Annotated in this window: 18 protein-coding genes; 10 read left to right on the top strand and 8 right to left on the bottom strand. The window is 64.7% G+C overall.

What is annotated here, in order from left to right:
• Nucleotide 1: 1 nt before the first annotated feature.
• Nucleotides 2-790 (bottom strand): enoyl-CoA hydratase, encoded by a 789-nt coding sequence (locus IVB48_RS30100; protein WP_247405795.1) that lies wholly within the window; start codon nt 788-790, stop codon nt 2-4.
• 134 nt (nt 791-924) lie between these two features.
• The gene (locus IVB48_RS30095) at nt 925-2,130 is read right to left on the bottom strand and encodes an ABC transporter substrate-binding protein (RefSeq protein ID WP_247363033.1); all 1,206 of its coding nucleotides are present in this window, start codon (nt 2,128-2,130) and stop codon (nt 925-927) included.
• Nucleotides 2,131-2,384: 254 nt separating this feature from the next.
• On the opposite strand from IVB48_RS30095, the gene IVB48_RS30090 reads away from it, so the two are divergent.
• Both IVB48_RS30090 and IVB48_RS30085 read left to right on the top strand, forming a co-directional pair.
• On the top strand, nt 2,385-3,224 hold the full coding sequence (locus IVB48_RS30090; protein WP_247405792.1) for a thermonuclease family protein: 840 nt from the start codon (nt 2,385-2,387) through the stop codon (nt 3,222-3,224).
• A gap of 134 nt (nt 3,225-3,358) precedes the next feature.
• Nucleotides 3,359-4,750, top strand: a complete 1,392-nt coding sequence (locus IVB48_RS30085; protein WP_247406456.1) for a M48 family metalloprotease — start codon at nt 3,359-3,361, stop codon at nt 4,748-4,750.
• A gap of 122 nt (nt 4,751-4,872) precedes the next feature.
• Here the strand turns inward: IVB48_RS30085 and IVB48_RS30080 are convergent, their stop codons facing one another.
• Nucleotides 4,873-6,198, bottom strand: coding sequence for an MFS transporter (locus IVB48_RS30080; protein ID WP_247405790.1), 1,326 nt, complete (start codon nt 6,196-6,198; stop codon nt 4,873-4,875).
• A gap of 181 nt (nt 6,199-6,379) precedes the next feature.
• On the opposite strand from IVB48_RS30080, the gene cyoA reads away from it, so the two are divergent.
• From cyoA to IVB48_RS30045, 7 genes are read left to right on the top strand one after another with little or no spacing between them, the layout of a single operon-like run.
• Nucleotides 6,380-7,540, top strand: a complete 1,161-nt coding sequence (cyoA, locus tag IVB48_RS30075; RefSeq protein WP_247405788.1) for a ubiquinol oxidase subunit II — start codon at nt 6,380-6,382, stop codon at nt 7,538-7,540.
• An 11-nt stretch (nt 7,541-7,551) separates the two neighbouring features.
• The gene (gene cyoB / locus IVB48_RS30070; RefSeq protein ID WP_247405786.1) at nt 7,552-9,549 is read left to right on the top strand and encodes a cytochrome o ubiquinol oxidase subunit I; all 1,998 of its coding nucleotides are present in this window, start codon (nt 7,552-7,554) and stop codon (nt 9,547-9,549) included.
• Entirely contained in the window at nt 9,550-10,179 is a 630-nt protein-coding gene (gene cyoC, locus IVB48_RS30065; protein WP_007599270.1) for a cytochrome o ubiquinol oxidase subunit III, read from the top strand. It abuts the gene before it with no gap.
• On the top strand, nt 10,176-10,568 hold the full coding sequence (cyoD, locus tag IVB48_RS30060; protein ID WP_247363038.1) for a cytochrome o ubiquinol oxidase subunit IV: 393 nt from the start codon (nt 10,176-10,178) through the stop codon (nt 10,566-10,568). The genes cyoC and cyoD overlap by 4 nt, the downstream gene beginning before the upstream one ends.
• Nucleotides 10,565-11,425 (top strand): SURF1 family protein, encoded by an 861-nt coding sequence (locus IVB48_RS30055; RefSeq protein ID WP_247405784.1) that lies wholly within the window; start codon nt 10,565-10,567, stop codon nt 11,423-11,425. The genes cyoD and IVB48_RS30055 overlap by 4 nt, the downstream gene beginning before the upstream one ends.
• Complete coding sequence (locus IVB48_RS30050; protein WP_247405781.1) at nt 11,397-12,776, top strand: ATP-binding protein; 1,380 nt, start codon at nt 11,397-11,399, stop codon at nt 12,774-12,776. Before IVB48_RS30055 ends, IVB48_RS30050 begins: the two co-directional genes overlap by 29 nt.
• On the top strand, nt 12,766-13,299 hold the full coding sequence (locus IVB48_RS30045; RefSeq protein ID WP_027515183.1) for a response regulator transcription factor: 534 nt from the start codon (nt 12,766-12,768) through the stop codon (nt 13,297-13,299). The genes IVB48_RS30050 and IVB48_RS30045 overlap by 11 nt, the downstream gene beginning before the upstream one ends.
• Before the next feature lie 37 nt (nt 13,300-13,336).
• Here the strand turns inward: IVB48_RS30045 and IVB48_RS30040 are convergent, their stop codons facing one another.
• Nucleotides 13,337-14,047: a glutathione S-transferase family protein gene (locus IVB48_RS30040; RefSeq protein WP_247405778.1), complete on the bottom strand. Its 711-nt coding sequence runs from the start codon at nt 14,045-14,047 to the stop codon at nt 13,337-13,339.
• A gap of 109 nt (nt 14,048-14,156) precedes the next feature.
• Here IVB48_RS30040 and IVB48_RS30035 point away from each other — a divergent pair, with 109 nt between their 5' ends.
• Nucleotides 14,157-14,528 carry a helix-turn-helix domain-containing protein gene (locus IVB48_RS30035; RefSeq protein WP_247405775.1) on the top strand — a complete coding sequence of 124 codons (372 nt, stop codon included), beginning with the start codon at nt 14,157-14,159 and terminating at the stop codon, nt 14,526-14,528.
• A gap of 117 nt (nt 14,529-14,645) precedes the next feature.
• Here IVB48_RS30035 and IVB48_RS30030 read toward each other — a convergent pair whose 3' ends face one another.
• The 4 genes from IVB48_RS30030 to IVB48_RS30015 all read right to left on the bottom strand — a co-directional run bounded on the left by IVB48_RS30030 (nt 14,646) and on the right by IVB48_RS30015 (nt 20,015).
• The gene (locus IVB48_RS30030) at nt 14,646-15,488 is read right to left on the bottom strand and encodes a CarD family transcriptional regulator (protein ID WP_081747863.1); all 843 of its coding nucleotides are present in this window, start codon (nt 15,486-15,488) and stop codon (nt 14,646-14,648) included.
• Nucleotides 15,489-15,832: 344 nt separating this feature from the next.
• A complete protein-coding gene (gene fdxA / locus IVB48_RS30025; protein ID WP_027567965.1) occupies nt 15,833-16,171 on the bottom strand; it encodes a ferredoxin FdxA in 339 nt (112 codons plus the stop codon).
• A gap of 132 nt (nt 16,172-16,303) precedes the next feature.
• Complete coding sequence (locus tag IVB48_RS30020) at nt 16,304-16,573, bottom strand: RNA-binding S4 domain-containing protein (RefSeq protein ID WP_081747864.1); 270 nt, start codon at nt 16,571-16,573, stop codon at nt 16,304-16,306.
• 22 nt (nt 16,574-16,595) lie between these two features.
• A complete protein-coding gene (locus IVB48_RS30015) occupies nt 16,596-20,015 on the bottom strand; it encodes a helicase-related protein (protein ID WP_247405773.1) in 3,420 nt (1,139 codons plus the stop codon).
• Nucleotides 20,016-20,132 lie beyond the last annotated feature (117 nt).

Below are 20,132 nucleotides of genomic sequence, written 5' to 3'. Positions count from 1 at the left end.
GTCATGCGCCCTTGAAGGTCGGCTTGCGCTTCTCGACGAACGCCTTGGTGGCCTCCTTGTGATCCTCGGTATCGCTGCAGCGGGTGTGGTGGATCGCCTCGCCGTCGAAACAATCCTCCAGCGCCAGATGCTCGGCATTGTTGATGTTGCGCTTGATGAAGCCGAGCGCGATCGAGGGCCCCTGTGCCAGCGACAGTGCGAGCTCGTGCGCGGCCGCGTCGATCTCGGCGTCGGGCACGACCTTGGTCACCATGCCGATCGCATGCGCTTCTTTCGCCGTCAGCACCGGCGAGGTCAGATAGAGCTCGCGCGCCCGCGCGCTGCCGAGCAGCTGGGTGAGGAAATAGGTGCCGCCGTAATCGCCGGAGAAGCCGACCTTTGCGAACGCGGTGGTGATCTTGCAGGATTCGGAGGCGACGCGGAGGTCGCACGACAGCGCCATCGACAGACCCGCGCCGGCGGCAGCGCCGTCGAGCTGCGCCACCACGGGTTTTGGCATCTGGTGCAGGATGCGCGACACCTCCATGCCGCGGCGCAGGTTCGCCATCTTCACTTCGAACGGCAGCGGCGCCCGGCCCTCGGCCATCGACTTGACGTCGCCGCCGACGCAGAAGCTGCCGCCCGCGCCCTTGAACAAGACCGCACGCACCTCCGGATCATCAGCCGCGCGCCGTGCCGCCACGACCAGCCCGGCGACCATGTCCGGGTTGAGCGCGTTCTTCCGCTCGGGCCGGTTCATGGTGATGGTGAGCAGCCCGCCTTCGAGCTTCTGCAGGACCATGTCGTTCATGGGACGTCTCCCTTGCTGTTCTTTGCTTCGGTCTATCGACGCTCGTCATTGCGGGCGAAGCGAAGCAATCCAGAAATGTTTCCGCGGAGACAGCCTGGATTGCTTCGTCGCTTCGCTCCTCGCAATGACGAGGTTTATTTCTTCACCAACGGGCAGCGCGACTGCTCCAGGGACTGGAACGCTTCGCTGCCGGGCACGGTGGCGAGCAGCTTGTAGTCGTCCCAGCGGCCCTTGGATTCCGACGGCTTCTTGACCTCGAACAGGTACATGTCGTGCAACATGCGGCCGTCCTCGCGGATCTTGCCGTTCTTGGCGAAGAAGTCGTTGATCGGCGTCTCCTTCATCACTTTCATGACTGTTGCAGCGTCCGTCGTGCCGGCCGACTTCACGGCCTTCAGATAGTGCGTCACGGAAGAGTAGACGCCGGCTTGCGCCGAGGTCGGCGGCCGCTTCATGCGTTCCTGGAAGCGCTTCGAGAACGCGCGGGTGTCGTCGTTCAGATCCCAGTAGAAGGCTTCCGCCAGCAACAGGCCCTGCGCGGTCTCCAGCCCGATCGAGTCGATGTCGGTCACGAAGGCGAGCAGCGGCGAGACCTTCTGGCCGCCCTTGGTGATGCCGAACTCGGCGGCCTGCTTGATGGCGTTGACGGTGTCGCCGCCGGCGTTCGCGAGCCCGATCACCTTTGCCTTCGAGGCTTGGGCCTGGAGTAGGAACGACGAGAAATCCGACGTATTGAGCGGATGGCGCACGCTGCCGAGCACCTTGCCGCCGGTCTTGGTCACGACGGCGCTGGTGTCCTTCTCCAGATCCTGGCCGAAGGCGTAGTCGGCGGTGAGGAAGTACCAGGTGTCGAGGCCGGACTTCACGGCCGCAAGGCCGGTCACATTGGCCTGACCGTAGGTGTCGAACACGTAGTGGATGGTGTAGGGACCGCAGGCCTCGTTGGTGAGGCGGATCGAGCCCGGGCCGTTGAACATGATGATCTTGTTACGCGCTTTCGCGATCTCGCCGGCGGCAAGCGCAGTCGCGGAGGCCGCGACGTCGTAGATCATCTCGACGCCCTGATTGTCGAGCATGTCGCGAGCGATGTTGGCAGAGAGATCGGCCTTGTTCTGATGGTCGGCAGCCAGCACCTGGATCTTGCGGCCGAGCACCTCGCCGCCAAAGTCCTCCACGGCCATCTTGGCCGCGGTCTCGCTGCCGGGGCCGGTGATGTCGGCATAGAGGCTCGACATGTCGAGGATACCGCCGATCTTCAGTGGCGGCTTGTCCTGCGCCTGCACGGCGCTTGCACTCAGCGCCAGCGCAGCAGCGAAAATGCCCGACAAAACATGCTTCATCGAAAAAGACCTCCCTTGATCGCCTGTCTCTAATGGCGGCTTGGTTATTGGTGTTGTCGCAATCATGCCGCATGCGCGACAGCGCAGCAAGCGCGCGGGACGATGCAGATGAACGATCAACACGCGCTTTCCGCAAAGCGGAATGACGAGATGCGGAAGAGTGCCTCCGCCGTCATTGCGAGCGCAGCGAAGCAATCCTGGATCTTTCCTCGGAGGGACTCTGGATTGCTTCGCTGCGCTCGCAATGACGGAGTATGAACAAACAGTCTTCGCGCCCCACCGCGCTTGAGTTATGGTTGGAGCGCAACGCAACCTTTCCGGGCAACGTGACGCGACTGCTTCATCTCATCGTCGCATGTCTTCTGGTCGCGGCTCGCGGTGCGTCCGCCACGCCGTGCCAGTTCGAGTCCCAGGGCGAAGGCCGCGTCGCCGCGATCGATGCGCGCAGTCTGCGTCTCGATGACGGCCGGGAAATCCGCTTGACCGGCATCGAGCCGACTGCGACCACGAAGCAGGCGCTGACCACGCTGCTCGTCGGTCGCGACGTTATTTTGCGCAGCGCTGACGACACGCCCGACCGCTATGGCCGTCAGGGCGCGCTGGTCTTTGTCGGCGAGGGTGACATCTCCGTGCAGGCGACGCTCCTCGCCCAGGGCGACGCCATCGTCTCCGCCGAGATCGCCGATAAGGACTGCGCGGCCGCCCTGATGGCGTCGGAGGCCGAGGCGAGGCGCCAAAAAAAGGGCAGCTGGGCTGACCCGTCGGCCATAAAAAACGCGGAAAGTCCGGACGATATTTTGGCGGGGATCGGGCGTTTTGTGGTGGTCGAGGGCAAAGTCCTGTCGGTCCGGCAAGCTGGGGCAATGACCTACCTCAACTTCGGACGGAACTGGACACGCGGCTTCGCCGTGACTATTTCAAGGCGCATGGTACCCGCGTTCGAAGGCGCCGGGATCGTCCTTAAGTCTCTGGAAAATAAACGTATTCGTGTCCGGGGCTGGGCTGAGGGGAATACGGGGCCGCGTATCGATGTACGCCTCGTGGGACAGATCGAGTTGCTGGGCGCAAACGAGCCGACAGGGGTAAGGCCCTAAAAGGGGCCAGGCACGGGTTAAGCGACGTGAATGGGGTGCTAGGACGGCACGGACGAGGTGAACGCCGCCGCCTGCGGGCAGCGCCGGCTGCGCTATGCCTCGTGCTGGGTTCAGCCCTCGCCGGCTGCGGCGATATGGGCCGGTTCCAGACCGCGGCGGCCCCGCCGACCGTCGCGATGCCCAAGCCGAAGCCGGCCGTCGCGCAGACCCCCGCCACCGAGAAGGAGCACGAGCGCATCCTGGCGAGCTATGGCGGCACCTACGACGACCCCAGGCTCGAATCGCTTGTCACCAAGACCGTGGACCGGCTGGTCGCGGCGTCCGACCGCCCCGATCAGGGTTACCGGGTCACGATCCTCAATTCCGGCGCGGTGAACGCCTTCGCGCTGCCGAACGGTCAGCTCTATGTCACACGCGGCCTTCTTGCGCTGGCCAGCGATACGTCGGAATTGTCCTCCGTGCTCAGCCACGAGATGGCGCATGTGCTGTCCAAGCACGCCGCGATGCGTGAGGACCAGGCCCGCCAGGCGGCGATCGTCACCCGCGTCGTCACCGACATGAGCAACGATCCCGATCTCACCGCGCTCGCGCTCGCCAAGACCAAGCTGACGATGGCGAGCTTTTCGCGCAATCAGGAGTTCGAGGCCGACGGGGTCGGCGTCGGCATTTCCGCCAAGGCGCATTTCGACCCTTATGGTGCCGCACGCTTTCTCTCGGCGATGGAGCGCAATGCCGAGCTGAAGGTCGGCAAGACCTCGCTCGATCCGCGCGCTCAGGATTTCACCTCATCGCATCCGGCAACGCCTGAGCGCGTGCAGAACGCGCAGACCATCGCGCGGCAATACGCAGCGCCAGAAGGCGGCGAGCGCGACCGCGAGACCTACCTCGCCGCGATCGACAATCTCGTCTACGGCGAAGACCCCAGCGAAGGTTTTGTCCGCGGCCGGCGCTTCCTGCATCCGAAGCTCGGCTTCACTTTCCAGGCACCGGACAATTTTACGCTCGACAACACCGCGCAGGCCGTGATCGGCGTGCGCGACGGCGGCTCGCAGGCGATGCGTTTCGACGTCGTGCGGGTGCCGGCCGAACAGTCGCTCGGCGATTACCTGAATTCCGGCTGGATGGAGGGCGTCGACAAGGCCTCCACCGAGGACATCACCATCAACGGTTTTCCGGCTGCCTCCGCCACCGCCAAGGGCGACCAGTGGCAGTTCAAGGTCTATGCGTTGCGCTTCGGCAGCGACGTCTACCGCTTCATCTTCGCGGCCCGGCAGAAATCGACCGAGAGCGAGCGCAATGCGCGCGAGACCGTCGGTTCATTCCGCCGCCTGACGCTCGACGAGATCCAGGCCGCGCGCCCGCTGCGCATCAAGGTCATCACCGTGCAGCCCGGCGACACCGTGGAATCGCTCTCCCACCGCATGGCCGGCGTCGATCACCCCGCCGAGCGCTTCCGCGTCCTCAACGGGCTCGATCGCAACGCGCAGGTGAAGGTGCGCGATCGTGTGAAGGTCGTGGCGGATTGACATACACTAAACTGCCGTAGGGCGGGCAAAGCGAAGCGTGCCCACCATTTCCGGCCAGGATTGTCGAAAGGTGGTGGGCACGGCGCTTACGCGCCTTTGCCCACCCTTCAAGCTCCGCCCGATCAGCGCCCCGCGTCCATATCGCCGGCCTCGCGCTGGCCGCTGAGCCAGAGCGCGAGCAAGGTCCAGAACGCGCCTGACAGCAGGTACGCTCCCGAGGCGATGACGCCGAGATTGGTGGCAAGCAGCAGAGCGACCAGCGGTGCAAAGCCGGCGCCGAACAGCCAGGCCATGTCGGAGGTCAGCGCCGAGGCCGTGTAGCGATACGCCTGCTTGAAGTTCGACGCGATCGCGCCCGACGACTGGCCGAACGACAGACCGAGCAGGATGAAGCCGATCACCATGTAGATGGTCTCGCCGAACGCGCCGGCATCGAGCAGCTGCGGGGCAAAGCCGCTGTAGATCGCGATCGCGATCGCCGATCCCATCAGCAGCGACTTGCGGCCGACGCGGTCGGCGATGACGCCGGAGAGCACGATCGCGCCGACGCCGAACACGGCGGCGACGATCTCGATGATCAGGAAGCGCACCGGGCTTTCGCGGGTGAACAGGAATACCCAGGACAGCGGAAACACCGTAACCATGTGGAACAGCGCGAAGCTTGCCAACGGCGCGAACGCACCGAGCATGATGTTCTGGCCTTCGCGCGCCACCGTCTCGGAGATGCGCGAGGGCTGCAATTCGCGGGTCTCGAACAGCGAGGCATATTCTTCCGTCGTCACCATGCGCAGGCGCGCGAACAGCGCCACGACGTTGATGGCAAAGGCGACGAAGAACGGATAGCGCCAGCCCCAATCGAAGAAATCGTCGGCCGAGAGATTCCCGGCGAAATAGGCGAACAGGCCGCTCGCCACGATCAGACCGAGCGGCGCGCCAAGCTGCGGCACCATCGCGTACCAGCCGCGCTGCGAAGGCGGCGCGTTCAGAGCCAGCAGCGAGGCCATGCCGTCCCAGGCGCCGCCCCAGGCCAGACCCTGTGCGATGCGCGCCAGCGCCAGCAGCCAGATCGCGGCAGCGCCGATCTCGTGATAGCCGGGCAGGAACGCGATCGCGACGGTGGCGGTGCCGAGCAGAAACAGCGCCGAGATCAGCTTGGCCGTCTTGCCGTACCCGCGGTCGACCGTCATGAAAATGACGGTGCCGATCGGCCGGGCCATGAAGGCCAGCGCGAAAATCATGAAGGAATAGAGGGTGCCGGTCAGTTCGCTCGTGAACGGAAACACCAGGCGCGGGAAGACGATCACCGAGGCGATCGCAAAGACGAAGAAGTCGAAGAATTCCGAGGTGCGGCCGATGATGACGCCGATAGCGATCTCGCCTGGACTGGCCTGGTCGTGGCCGTGCTCGCCCGAGTGGTCTGCCATTGCGGGGGTCTGTGCCGTCGCCATTCGCGCGCCCTTAACGTCCTGAAACCAAAGCCGACCGCCCGGCGAGGCGCCAGGCAATCGAGCCCTGTCTGACGTAACATCCCGCACTGCAACATTGGACAAATTGTCCAATGTCCGGATTGCTGCGCCGCAGCTACCCCTTGGCCCCGCAAAAGAAACTCATTCTCATAAGGCTCGGCCCGTGTCCCGTTTCAAGATCCTGGCGCTGCTACCCCTGGCGGTTGCGCTCAGCGGCTGCAACTACGTCGTGCTGGCTCCGGCCGGCGATATCGCAGCGCAACAGCGCGACCTCGTCATCATCTCCACCGTCCTGATGCTCCTGATTGTCGTCCCCGTGATGGCGCTGACTGTGCTGTTCGCCTGGCGCTACCGCCAGTCCAACACCGACGCCCGTTACGAGCCGGAATGGGACCACTCGACCAGCCTCGAGCTGGTGATCTGGTCGGCGCCGCTCTTGATCATCGTTTGCCTGGGCGCGCTGACCTGGATGGGCACGCATCTGCTCGACCCCTATCGCATGCTCGGCCGCATCCATGCCGACCGCGCCGTGGACCAATCCAAGGCCCCGCTCGAGGTCGACGTCGTCGCACTCGACTGGAAGTGGCTCTTTATCTATCCGGACTACGGCATCGCCACCGTCAACGATCTGGCAGCTCCGGTCGATCGCCCCATCAACTTCCGCATCACCGCGTCCTCGGTGATGAACTCGTTCTACATCCCCGCGTTGGCCGGCCAGATCTACGCGATGCCGGGCATGGAGACCAAGCTCCACGCCGTCGTGAACCACGCCGGCACCTACCGGGGCTTTTCCGCGAACTACAGCGGCGCCGGCTTCTCCGGCATGCACTTCAACTTCCAGGGTCTCGACGACAAGGGCTTTGACGCCTGGATCGCAAGCGCCAAGTCCGGCGGCGGCTCGCTCGGCCGCGCCGAATATCTCCAGCTCGAAAAGCCCAGCCAGAACGAGCCGGTGCGGCGCTACGGCACCGTCGATTCCGATCTCTACCGCCTGATCCTCAACATGTGCGTCGAGACCGGCAAGATGTGCCAGAGCGAGATGATGGCGATCGACGCCAAGGGCGGCCTCGGCCATGAGGGCCTGAACAACACCCTGCCGCTGGCCTACGACAAGTACGCCCGCCGCGGCACGGCGCTTGGCCCGGAGCCGACCTTCGTCGCCGGCACCTGCACGCCCGATGCGCCGCAGGGCAGGACCACCGCCTCCATCACGGCACCTGTCGACACCGCGCCGCTGCTCGGCGCCGGCCTGAAGCGGCCGACTTTCACGCCGCTGAAGTCCTCGTCCTTCTTCCTCGGACAACGTCCGAAGTCAGATTCGTAAAGAGATCCCGCATGTCTCCTGATCTTCTCAAGCTCATCTTCGGCCGGCTCACCTTCGAATCGCTGCCGCTGCACGAGCCGATCGTCGTCGGCACCTTTGCCGTGGTGGCGACCGGCGGCCTCATCATGCTTGCCGGCCTGACCTATTTCCGGGTCTGGGGTTATCTCTGGAGTGAATGGTTCACCAGCGTCGACCACAAGCGCATCGGCATCATGTACATGATCCTCGGCATCGTGATGCTGCTGCGCGGCTTCGCCGACGCGCTGATGATGCGGTTGCAGCAGGCGCTCGCCTTCGGCGGCTCCGAGGGCTACCTCAATTCCCATCACTACGACCAGGTCTTCACCGCCCACGGCGTGATCATGATCTTCTTCGTGGCGATGCCGCTGGTCACCGGCCTGATGAACTTCGTCGTGCCGCTGCAGATCGGCGCGCGCGACGTGTCGTTTCCGTTCCTGAACAATTTCAGCTTCTGGATGACAGTCGGCGGCGCGGTGCTGGTGATGGCTTCGCTGTTCATCGGCGAATTCGCCCGCACCGGCTGGCTGGCTTATCCGCCGCTGTCGAACATCGGCTACAGTCCGGATGTCGGCGTCGACTATTACATTTGGGGGCTGCAGGTCGCGGGCGTCGGAACGACACTGTCCGGCATCAACCTGATCTGCACCATCGTCAAGCTCCGATGCCCCGGCATGACCATGATGCGGATGCCGGTGTTCACCTGGACCGCGCTCTGCACCAACGTACTGATCGTCGCTTCCTTCCCGGTTCTGACCGTCGTGCTCGCGCTGCTCTCGCTCGACCGCTACGTCGGCACCAACTTTTTCACCAACGATTTCGGCGGCAGCCCGATGATGTACGTGAACCTGATCTGGATCTGGGGTCATCCCGAGGTCTACATCCTGGTTCTCCCGGCCTTCGGCATCTTCTCGGAAGTGACCTCGACCTTCTCGGGCAAGCGGCTGTTCGGCTACACCTCGATGGTCTACGCCACGGTGGTCATCACCATCCTGTCGTACCTGGTCTGGCTGCACCACTTCTTCACGATGGGGTCGGGCGCCAGCGTCAACTCCTTCTTCGGCATCACCACGATGATCATCTCGATCCCGACGGGCGCGAAGATGTTCAACTGGCTGTTCACGATGTATCGCGGCCGCATCCGCTTCGAGCTGCCGATGATGTGGACGATCGCGTTCATGCTGACCTTCGTGCTCGGCGGCATGACCGGCGTGTTGCTCGCGGTGCCGCCGGCCGACTTCGTCCTGCACAATAGCCTGTTCCTGATCGCGCACTTCCACAACGTGATCATCGGCGGCGTGGTGTTCGGCGCGTTCGCCGGTATCGGCTACTGGTTCCCGAAGGCATTCGGCTTCAAGCTCGATCCGTTCTGGGGCAAGCTGTCGTTCTGGTTCTGGGTCACGGGTTTCTATCTCGCTTTCATGCCGCTCTATGTGCTCGGCCTGATGGGCGTGACCCGCCGGCTCCGTGTGTTCGACGACCCGAGCCTGCAGATCTGGTTCATCGTCGCCGGCATTGGCGCCTTCCTGGTCTTCCTCGGCATCCTCTCGATGCTGATGCAGTTCGCAGTCAGCTTCCTCAGGCGCGAGCAGCTCAAGGACGTCACTGGCGATCCCTGGGATGCGCGTACGCTGGAATGGGCGACCTCCTCGCCGCCGCCGGCCTACAACTTCGCCTTCACTCCCGTCGTTCACGACAATGACGCGTGGTGGGACATGAAGAGGCGCGGTTATCAGCGCCCGCTTACCGGGTTCAAGCCGATCCACATGCCCAGCAGCACCGGCACCGGCATCATCCTGGCCGGGTTCGCCACCGCGATGGGATTCGGTTTGATCTGGTACATCTGGTGGCTGGCGGCCGCGAGCTTCATCGCGATGCTCGCCGTCGGCATCGGTCACACCTTCAACTATCACCGCGATTTCGACATTCCGGCCGAGGACGTCATCCGGGCCGAAGACGCGCGCACCAAGCTGCTCGCCGGAGCCAAGTAAATGACTGTCGCTGTCAATCCCACGCAAACCGGCGAGCCGGTCTTCTATCTCGCCGACGAACACCCGCATCCGGAAGGCTACAGCACGTCGCTCGGATTCTGGATCTATCTGATGAGCGACTGTCTCATCTTCGCGATCCTGTTCGCCACCTTCGGAGTGCTCGGCGGCAACTACGCCGCCGGTCCCGCGCCAAAGGATCTGTTCGAGCTGCCGCTGGTCGCGGTGAACACCTCGATGCTGCTGCTGTCGTCGATCACGTATGGCTTCGCCATGCTGACGATGCAGCAGAACAAGATCGCGCAGACCCAGATCTGGCTGGCGATCACCGGCCTGTTCGGCGCCGCCTTCATCGGCATCGAGCTGTCCGAGTTCGCCCACATGATCCATGAGGGCGCGACGCCGCAGCGCAGCGCCTTCCTGTCCGCCTTCTTCACCCTGGTCGGCACCCACGGCCTGCACGTCAGCTGCGGCCTGATCTGGCTGGTGACCCTGATGGTGCAGGTCTGGAAGTTCGGCCTGATCGAGGCCAACCGCCGCCGCCTGATGTGCCTGTCGATGTTCTGGCACTTCCTCGACGTGGTCTGGATCGGCGTCTTCACCTTCGTCTATCTGCTGGGAGTTCTGCGATGAACACCGATACTCACGCCGCCCATGCGGGCGATCATCACCGCGGCGATAGCCACGCGCAAGCCCACGCCCACGGCTCGTTCTCGACCTACATGCTCGGCTTCGTGCTCTCGGTCGTGCTCACCGCGATCCCGTTCTGGCTGGTGATGAGCGGCGCGCTTCCGAGCAAGCAGATCACCGCGCTCGTGATCATGGCCTTCGCGATCGTGCAGATCGTCGTGCACATGATCTACTTCCTGCACATGAACACGACGTCCGAGAACGGCTGGAGCATGATGGCTCTGATCTTCACCATCGTCATGGTGGTGATCGCGCTGTCGGGTTCGCTGTGGGTGATGAACCACCTCAACAGCAACATGATGCCGATCCACCAGATGACCGGGATGAAATGAGCGAGAACGGGACCATGACGAGCAAGGCAAACGAGGTGCGCGGCGACGCCGCGCGCCTGTCCTTGTGGCTCACGGTCCTCTCGCTCACGGCCTTTGCGCTTCTGATCGCGCTCGGCGTCTGGCAGATCGAGCGCCGCGCCTGGAAGCTGGCGCTGATCGATCGCGTCGAGCAGCGCGTTCATGCCCCAGCCCAACCGATCCCCTCGCCGGCGGCATGGCCGACCGTCTCCGCCGCAAACGACGAGTACAGGCACGTCAGCGTCACCGGCCGCTTCCTGCATGACCGCGAGACGCTGGTTCAGGCCGTCACCGAAGAAGGCCCGGGCTATTGGGTGCTGACGCCGCTTCAGCGTAGCGACGGCACGCTGGTCCTGGTCAACCGCGGCTTCGTGCCGTCCGAGCGGCGCGACGCCTCGACGCGCCGGGACGGCAATCCGCAAGGCCCGGTTGAGATCACCGGCCTGTTGCGCGTGACGGAGCCAAAAGGCGGATTCCTCAGGACCAACGTGCCGGAGCACAATCGCTGGTACTCGCGGGATGTCGCCGCGATTGCGGCGGCACGCGGCCTCGACCACGTCGCGCCCTTTTTCATCGATGCCGACGCTCGATCACAATCCGGCAGCAGCCCAATCGGCGGATTGACCGTGATCAGCTTTCCCAATAACCACCTGATCTACGCGCTGACGTGGTTTGCCCTGGCTTTCATGCTGGCCGGTAAACTTTTCGTCACATTCGGCGGCGGGCTGTTCCGCCGCAAGGAGCCCTGGAGCGGCTTCGTCCACGAAGCGGCCGGCGGCTCCGATGCCGTCGCCCGCAAGACGGGATCAGATGCTGGAACGATCGTCGAGCCCACCTGACGACGGAAGAACGCATGGCGCCGTCACGCTGCAATCGCAGGCGGACGCGCGCAGCGAGCTGATCGGCGCTGCGCCGACCGACGACGAGACCAACCGCAAGAACATGGCGCTGCTGATCCAGCTGCGCTGGACTGCAGTGGTCGGCCAGATCGTGACCATCGGCGGCGTGCATATGTGGCTCGGCATTCCCCTGCCCCTCACCCGGATGGGCGCAGTGATCGGCGCCCTGATATTTCTCAACATCTCCAGCCTGGTCTGGGTGCGCCATCGCGCCGCGATCACCAACAACGAGCTGCTCGTCGCCCTCATGCTGGACGTCGCCGCGCTGACCGCGCAGCTTTACCTCAGCGGCGGCGCCACCAATCCCTTCACCTCGCTGTTCCTGCTTCAGGTGACGCTGGGCGCGGTGCTGCTCGATGGCCGCTCGACTTGGTCGCTGGTCGCGCTGACCTGCGCGAGCTTCGTCTGGCTGACCGTCGCCTATCGGCCGCTCGAGCTGCCGCCGAACCCGCTGAGCGAGACCTACACGCTCACAGTTGCCGGCATGCTGCTGGGCTTCGTGCTCAACGCCGTGCTGCTGGTGGTGTTCGTCACCCGCATCAACAGGAATTTGCGCGAGCGCGACGCGCATCTGGCGGCGCTGCGCCAGCATGCGGCCGAGCAGGATCATATCGTGCGCATGGGCCTGCTCGCCTCCGGCGCGGCGCACGAGCTCGGCACGCCGCTCGCCTCGCTCTCGGTCATCCTCGGCGACTGGCGCCGCATGCCCGACCTCACCGCCGATCAGGAGCTGGCCGAGGACCTGGCGGAGATGGAGACCTCGCTGCAGCGCTGCAAGTCGATCGTGACAGGCATCCTGGTGTCGGCGGGCGAAGCCCGCGGCGAGGGATCGTCGCCGACGACGGTGGCGGCTTTCGTCACTGCACTCGTGGATGAGTGGCGCGACGCGCGCTCGGCGCGCACGCTGTATTTCGTCAACACCTTCGGCGAAGACGTCGCGATCGTCTCGGACGTCGCGCTGAAGCAGGTGATCTTCAACGTGCTCGACAACGCCTACGAGGTCTCGCGCGACTGGGTCGAGCTCGTTGCCGGGCGCGAGGGCGACAATCTCGTGCTGTCGATCAGCGATCGCGGCCCCGGTTTTGCGCCGGAGATGCTGGCACAAATCGGAAAACCTTATCAGTCGAGCAAGGGCCGCGCCGGCGGCGGGCTCGGCCTGTTCCTGGTGGTGAACGTGGCGCGCAAGTTAGGGGGCAGCGTGACCGCCGAGAACCACAGGAAGCGCGGCGCCACGGTGCGCCTCACGCTGCCGCTCGCAACGCTCGCGATCGGAGGCAGCTTTGACGCCTGATCGTTCGCTCATCGTCGTCGAGGACGATGCCGGCTTCGCGCGCACCCTGAAGCGTTCGTTCGAGCGCCGCGACTACGAGGTCGTGCTCGCCGCCTCGATCGAGGAGGTGCGGAAAGTCCTGGAGGAGCGATCGTTCGGCTATGCCGTCGTCGACCTCAAGCTCGGGGGAGCTTCGGGCCTGGCCTGCGTCGAGCTCTTGCACACGCACGATCCGGAGATGTTGATCGTGGTGCTGACGGGCTTTGCCAGCATCTCCACCGCCGTCGAGGCCATCAAGCTGGGCGCATGCCACTATCTGGCCAAGCCGTCGAACACCGACGACATCGAGGCCGCCTTCAACAAGGCCGCAGGCAATGCCGAGGTCGCGCTCGATGCCCGGCCGACCTCGATTAAAACGCTGGAATGGGAACGCATCCACCAGACGCTGATCGAGACCGACTTCAACATCTCGGAGGCGGCGAGGCGGCTCGGGATGCACCGGCGTACGCTGGCAAGGAAGCTCGAGAAGCGGCCGGTGAAGTAGGGAGGAGCGAATCGAAGCCGCTCCTCCTCTCCACTGGTTAGGCTTGCTTGCCATATTGCGCGATGACGTCGGCCAGCGCGATATGGCCTGCACAGGATCCTGCTCCCGGATCATTGCTCCCGCTCTCCACGGCGGTGGCGTAGATGACCGCGGGATCGGCCTCGAGTTGTTGGCGCAGCGCCGCCAGCTTTGGCCAGCGGCTCCTCTCCGCGACGGCGTGGAAGTCGAGCCAGCGCGCCACGCCTGCCAGCAAGGCGTCGGCAAGGGTCGGCCGGTCGGCCAGCAGGAATCTTGCCGGCTCGATCATGCCTTCGAGCTTGTCGTGGCGTTCGATCACCTTTCTCCTTCCGAACTCCCGCAAGGCCGAGCGCATGGCGTCGTCCATCGCCACGCCTTCCATTGCGACCCAAAGCGGCGCGAAGGCGCCGGTAAAGCCGGTATTCACGAACGCCATCAGCTGATGCATGCGATCGGCTTTCGGCGACAACGGATCAAAGCTGATGCGCCGTTCGGGATCCCTGGCTTCGAGCCAAGCTGCGATCGCCATGGTTTCCGTCAGTACATCACCCTGGTCCGTGATGAGTGCAGGCGTCTCGTGTCGCGGATTGATCCTGGCGTATGACGGGCTCAGCATCTCGCCCAGCATGTCGGCGCGACACAGGCGATATGGCCTGCCAAGCCATTCAAGAGCTGCAACGAGTCCCATGGAGCTTCCCATCGGGAAGCCGTAGAGTAGGATTGGATGCATCGATCTATTCTCCGTGATTTCTGATGATCACGCTGCGCAGCGGTCCCGAACCCTAGTCGCTCGCTCCATCAAGTAAATTGCGAACATTTTTGTAACCTGGAGTCCGCCGATGAAAGACCTCGTTTCCAGATGTCCCATCGAGGAAGTGATGCAGATCCTGAGCGGCCGGTGGCCTACGCTTCTGATCTACTATTTGAAGCAGGGCACCAAACGGTTCAGCGACTTGCGTCGGGACAATCCGACCATCTCGCACAGGATGCTCGCCCTCGAGCTTCGCAAACTGGAGGACGCCGGGATCGTGACCCGCACGGAATTCGACGGATACCCGTTGAGGGTCGAGTACGATCTGACCGCCGCCGGCCACACATTGGTGCCGTTGATCGATGCGTTGGGCGCTTGGTGGTCGACGGTTGCGACTGACGCGGGCGGAGACGACCGCGAGACGGGGCGCGGCGCTTCGGGAAGCGCGTCGCGGATTTGAGCCCGCTCAGGACCGCATAGGCTCAAAGCAAATTCGGCCGGCTGACCGTCCCTCCGAAACAAAAAGCCCGGCCAAACGGCCGGGCTTTTGATCTGTTGCGATGAACGCGTGAGACGCTTACGCGGCCTCGTCGGCGACCGTGGCGCCGCCATCGGTCTCGTCGCTATCGCCCTCGGCGTCCGCATCGCCTTCGCCTTCGGCGGCTTCGGACTTGGCGCCGGTGCGGCGCGGGCTCTTGGCGAGCTGGGCCTCGATCTCCTTGACCGCTTCGGTCTCAGTCGAGTGCTGCACCACCGCGATCTCGCGGGAGAGACGGTCGAGCGCGGCTTCATAGAGCTGGCGTTCGCTGTAGGACTGCTCCGGCTGCGACTCGGAGCGATAGAGGTCGCGCACGACTTCCGCGATCGCGACGATGTCGCCCGAATTGATCTTCGCTTCGTATTCCTGGGCGCGGCGCGACCACATGGTGCGCTTGACGCGGGCACGGCCCTTGAGGGTCTCGAGCGCACGCTTCACCAGCGCGGGGTCCGACAGCTTGCGCATGCCCACATTGGCGACCTTGGCGGTCGGCACGCGCAACGTCATCTTGTCCTTGATGAAGTTGATGACGAACAGCTCGAGCTTCGCGCCGGCGATCTCCTGCTCCTCGATGGCCAGAATCTGGCCGACACCGTGAGCGGGATAGACGACGAATTCGTTGGCCTTGAAGCCCTGACGCTGGGTCACGACCTTCTTTTCTTCGACCTTCGGCGCGACAGCCGCTGGCTTCACGGCCGGCTTGGCGGCAGCGACAGGGGCCTTGGCAGGAGCAGCAGCAACGGGAGCCTTCGGCGCGGCGGGCTTGGCAGCGGGAGCCTTGGCAGCGGGCGTCTTTGCAACAGCGGGCTTGGCGGCAGGCTTGGCGGCAACAGGCTTGGCAACGGTCGCTTTCGCGGCCGGCTTGGCAGTCTTGTTAGGCATTGCGCTTCTTTTGTTCTTCGAGGACTTTGCAGCCGGCGCCTTAGTCGCGGTCCGACCCTTGGATGCGCTACGGCTGGCCGCGGCGACTTTCTTGGCATCCTTATGGGAAGCCTTCGCTGAAGTACTCTTTTTACGCGTTTTCTGTGACACAGCCTGCGCGCGGAAACTGCCACGCCCCTGTTCGACATTTGGTTTCACGGGAACCCAACGGGGCCGACGGGGCTAACCAGGGTTCGGCTCAATGTGCCCAATATAGCACATTTCCCGCAAAAATCAATGATTTAGGGGTCTTAAGGGCTGGTTTTCAGCGATAACGCCGCTAATAGGGTTAAGTTTGACCCGAATTAGTCGCCGGAGCCGGGGTTCGAGGAGAAATACTTGTCGAACTTGCCCTCCATGCCGTCGAAATCCTTGGCGTCGGCAGGTGATTCTTTCTTCTGGGTGATGTTCGGCCAGCTCTTGGCGTAGTCGGCGTTGACCGTGAGCCACTTTTCCAGGCCCGGTTCCGTGTCCGGCTTGATGGCATCGGCGGGGCATTCGGGCTCGCACACGCCGCAGTCGATGCACTCGTCAGGATGGATGACGAGCATGTTCTCGCCCTCGTAGAAACAGTCGACCGGGCAGACCTCGACGCAGTCGGTGTACTTGCACTTGATGCACGCTTCAGTGACGACGTAAGTCATCCAACGCTCCGAAAAGCTCTTTTAAAAGTCGCGGCTTGCGTAGCGCGGATGGCCCGGCGCCGCAAGCTCAGGAACGGCCGATCATGACGGCTTTATGCGCTTGATCGACCAAGAAATGAATTCAAAGCGCAATTAATTGCGCTGAGAATTCGGATGGCCTTCGCTGAGCTCTTCGTAGAGCACACGGGCCGAGGCGGCATCGCCGCGGCGCTCGTTGAAGGCGATGACTTTCAAGACGCGCACGGTGCGATCGAGCGCGACGGTGAGCACGTCGCCGATCTTGATCGCATGCCCTGGCGATTTCTCGCGTGCGCCGTTGACGCGAACATGGCCCGACTCGACAAGCTCGGCAGCGGAGGTGCGCGCCTTCACCACCCGCGCGTGCCATAGCCATTTGTCAATGCGCTGCCGCTCGGTCGTGGGCTCACTCCTTACGCCCTGACAGCTGCTCCTTCAGCGCAGCGAGTTTTGCGAAGGGCGAGTTCGGATCGACCGGGCGATCGCGCTCGCGCGGGGTGGCGCTCGATGCGTAGGGACGCAGCGACGGCCCGCCCTGGCGGTCGCGGCCCTTGTCGCGGTCGCGGCCACGGTTGTCACGGCCCTTGTCGCGATCACCGCCACCGAACTTGCCCTTGTTGCGATCCTTGTTGTCGCGGTCCTTGCTGCCGCCATTCTTGCCCTCGAACCGGCGGTTCTTGTCCTCAGGACGCGGCGCGGCTTCGGCGCCACCTTCGCGCGGCTTGCGGAAGTCCCTGCCGCCATCGCGACCGGAATCGCGACGATGACCGCCACCATGGCGATGACGCTCACCGCGCTTCTCGCCGTCGGCGGCAGGCTGGGCTTCGCCTTCGGCAGGCGCGGCGCCGGCTTCAGCAGCCGCCTGCGGGCGCGGCTGGTGACGCGGGTTGCGATGGCGCTCGTGGCGCGGTTTGCGATCGTCGTGACGGCCGGCGGGACGCCAGACCTCGATGAGCTCGGGCTCGGCGGGCGTCGCCGCGGCCTCCACGGGTGCTGCCGCATCGGCCGACGCAGCGGCTTCGGTTGCAGCAGTCTCTGCAGGAGCGGTTTCGGCGGGGACAGCTTCAGCGGGAGCGGTTTCGGCAGCTTCAACGGGCGCAACAGCCTCTTCCACAGGCGGTGCGATGCCGGGAGCGTCTTCGGGCGTGACGGAAGCCTCAAGCGCCGGCTCTTCAGGCGCGGGCTCGTCGTGCTGCTCCATGCCGGGCGCGTCTTCGACGGTCACAGGCTCGGCGGCGGCTTCGATCGCGGTGTCCGCGGGCGCGGCGGCGTCCTCGACCGACGTTTCGGTTGCGGGCGTCTCTTCGCTGGAGGCTTCAGCAACAGGGGTCTCGGCAACAGCCGCAGCGGGCTTCGCCGGCAGCGGCGGGCGCTTGTCCATGCGATAGCCGAGCGCACGCAGCACCGACGCAAAGTCTTCGCCGGCCGAACCGGTGAGCGAGGTCATCGCCTGCGTCACCACGAAGCTGCGGCCGTCGAACGCACCGGCGGGCTTTTCGCCGGACGCGTTCTCGCGCCAGGCCAGCGCCGGACGGATCAGGTCGGCCAGGCGCTCGAGGATATCGACGCGCACGGCGCGCTCGCCGGCCTGCTTGTAGCCGAGCACGCGATAGGCATCGCGCGGCAGCTGCTTGTCGACCGGGAACGAGGTGCGGCCGGAGCTTGCCAGATGCTGCGCGCCCGACAGCGCGGAGGGATCGACATTGTCCTGCTTCAGCGCCCAGAGCAGCGCGGCCAGCGCACGCCCGGCCGGCTTGAGCAGGCCGGGAAAATAGAGGTGATAGGCGCCGAAGCGGACGCCGTATTTGCGCAAGGTCGCGCGCGAGGGCTGGTCGAGGTCCTTCAGCTCGTTGGCGATCTTCGGGCGCTCCAGCACGCCGAGCGCCTCGACGAGCTGGTAGGCGATGCCGCGGGCGATGCCGGTGACGTCCTCGGCCTTGCTGAGCTCGAACAGCGGCCCGAGCAGCTTTTCGATATGCGTCTTGAGCCAGAGCTCGAGCCGGGCCTGTACCTTGTCGCGAGGGGCGCCCGTGAGGCGTTCGTCGGAGATGATGCGGATGCGCGGATGCAGCGCGTCCTCTGCGGCAGACAGCCGCGCCACGGCATCGCCGGTCCAGCGGATCATGCCTTCCGAGGTCAGCACGAACTGCTCGTCCGGCGCATTGCCCAGTTTTTCGGCGCGCGCGTTGATCTCGCCGGCGAGCACGGCCTGCGCTGCAGCCTGCAACGCTTTCGCATCGGAGCCGGCTTCCGCCGCATCCGGTGCAAAGGTGAAGCCATCGAGGCGGCCGATGACATGGCCTTCGACGATGACTTCGCCGGTCTTGCCGATTTCCGTATTCAAGCTCGTGTTCTCCCGCAGGCGGCGCATCAATACACTGGTCCGGCGATCAACGAAACGCTCAGTCAAGCGTTCATGGAGCGCATCCGATAATTTATTTTCGACCTCGCGGGCGATCCCCTGCCAGCGTTCGGGGTCTTTCAGCCAGTCGGGACGGTTGGCGACGAAGGTCCAGGTGCGAATCTGCGCAATCCGGGCCGACAGCGTGTCGATATCGCCGTCGACGCGGTCGGCCTGGTCGATCTGGGTCCTGAACCAGGCGTCGGGGATGCATCCCTTCCGCATCAGGAAGCCGTAGAGCGTCGTGACCAGCTCGGCATGGGCGGCCGGCGACAGCTTTCGATAATCCGGGACCTGACAGGCCTCCCACAGCCGTTCCACGGCGTCCTTGCCATGTGCGACATCGCGCACCTCGGCGTCGCGGGCGGCGTGGTCGAGCACGCGCATGTCCTCGGCGATGGGCGCGCGCGTCAGCGCCTCATGGCCGGGGGCCAGGTTCAGGGAGACCTGGAGCGCGCCGAGGGACGCGAAATCCAGCTTCGAATTGCGCCATTGCAAAACCTTCACGGGATCGAAGGTGTGGTTCTGCAGCGCATTGACGAGCTCGGGCTCGAACGGTGCGCAGCGACCGGTGGTGCCGAAGGTGCCGTTGCGGGTGGCGCGGCCGGCGCGGCCGGCGATCTGGCCGAATTCGGACGGCGTCAGGCGGCGGAACTGGTAGCCGTCGAACTTGCGGTCGGAGGCAAAGGCGACGTGGTCGACGTCGAGATTGAGGCCCATGCCGACGGCGTCGGTGGCGACGAGGTAGTCGACCTCGCCGTCCTGGAACATCGCGACCTGCGCGTTGCGGGTGCGCGGCGAGAGCGAGCCCAGCACCACGGCGGCGCCGCCATGCTGGCGACGGATCAGCTCGGCGATGGCGTAGACCTCGTCGGCCGAGAAGGCGACGATGGCGGTGCGGCGCGGCTGCCGCGTGATCTTGCGGTCGCCGGCGAATTCCAGCTGCGACAAACGCGGCCGCGTGATCATGGAGACGCCCGGCAGCAGCCGCTCGATGATCGGACGCATCGTGGCGGCGCCCAAGAGCAGCGTCTCGTCGCGGCCACGGCGGTTGAGGATGCGGTCGGTGAAGACGTGGCCGCGCTCCAGATCAGATGCGATCTGCACCTCGTCCACAGCAAGAAACGAGACGTCGAGATCCCGCGGCATCGCCTCGACGGTCGAGACCCAGTAGCGCGGCGCTTTCGGCTTGATCTTCTCCTCGCCGGTCACGAGCGCGACGGCATCGGGGCCGACCCGCGCGGCGATCTTGTTGTAGACCTCGCGCGCGAGCAGGCGCAGCGGCAGCCCGATCATGCCGGAGGGATGCGCGAGCATCCGCTCGATGGCGAGATGGGTCTTGCCGGTGTTGGTGGGACCAAGCACCGCGGTGACGCCGGCGCCGGGGAGTCGCTCGGAAGCGAAGGGGGAGGAGGAAAAAGGCATCTGGGGGATTAGGTAATGGCGATTGGGGCGAATGTCAGTGCTGTTTTGGGGCGGTGGCGCGAAGGGCCTGGAAGTCACCCGGCTTCGGCTTCTCCGCTGTCATGCCCCGGCTTGACC

The sequence above is a fragment of the Bradyrhizobium sp. 76 genome (genome assembly GCF_023073025.1).
In the GTDB taxonomy this organism is placed as follows: domain Bacteria; phylum Pseudomonadota; class Alphaproteobacteria; order Rhizobiales; family Xanthobacteraceae; genus Bradyrhizobium.
Note: the sequence above shows the minus strand (reverse complement) of the source record. Positions and strands in the feature narration are given on the sequence as shown.

Bases quoted from the DNA above. Each gene is read 5' to 3' on its own strand.
- IVB48_RS30035 (WP_247405775.1), top strand. From the start codon at position 14,157: ATGAAAGACCTCGTTTCCAGATGTCCCATCGAGGAAGTGATGCAGATC.
- cyoD (WP_247363038.1), top strand. From the start codon at position 10,176: ATGAACACCGATACTCACGCCGCCCATGCGGGCGATCATCACCGCGGC.
- cyoB (WP_247405786.1), top strand. From the start codon at position 7,552: ATGTCTCCTGATCTTCTCAAGCTCATCTTCGGCCGGCTCACCTTCGAA.
- IVB48_RS30095 (WP_247363033.1), bottom strand. From the start codon at position 2,130: ATGAAGCATGTTTTGTCGGGCATTTTCGCTGCTGCGCTGGCGCTGAGT.
- IVB48_RS30100 (WP_247405795.1), bottom strand. From the start codon at position 790: ATGAACGACATGGTCCTGCAGAAGCTCGAAGGCGGGCTGCTCACCATC.
- IVB48_RS30080 (WP_247405790.1), bottom strand. From the start codon at position 6,198: ATGGCGACGGCACAGACCCCCGCAATGGCAGACCACTCGGGCGAGCAC.
- cyoC (WP_007599270.1), top strand. From the start codon at position 9,550: ATGACTGTCGCTGTCAATCCCACGCAAACCGGCGAGCCGGTCTTCTAT.
- fdxA (WP_027567965.1), bottom strand. From the start codon at position 16,171: ATGACTTACGTCGTCACTGAAGCGTGCATCAAGTGCAAGTACACCGAC.
- IVB48_RS30090 (WP_247405792.1), top strand. From the start codon at position 2,385: ATGAACAAACAGTCTTCGCGCCCCACCGCGCTTGAGTTATGGTTGGAG.
- IVB48_RS30055 (WP_247405784.1), top strand. From the start codon at position 10,565: ATGAGCGAGAACGGGACCATGACGAGCAAGGCAAACGAGGTGCGCGGC.
- IVB48_RS30040 (WP_247405778.1), bottom strand. From the start codon at position 14,047: ATGCATCCAATCCTACTCTACGGCTTCCCGATGGGAAGCTCCATGGGA.
- IVB48_RS30050 (WP_247405781.1), top strand. From the start codon at position 11,397: ATGCTGGAACGATCGTCGAGCCCACCTGACGACGGAAGAACGCATGGC.
- IVB48_RS30030 (WP_081747863.1), bottom strand. From the start codon at position 15,488: ATGCCTAACAAGACTGCCAAGCCGGCCGCGAAAGCGACCGTTGCCAAG.
- IVB48_RS30015 (WP_247405773.1), bottom strand. From the start codon at position 20,015: ATGCCTTTTTCCTCCTCCCCCTTCGCTTCCGAGCGACTCCCCGGCGCC.
- IVB48_RS30085 (WP_247406456.1), top strand. From the start codon at position 3,359: ATGGGCCGGTTCCAGACCGCGGCGGCCCCGCCGACCGTCGCGATGCCC.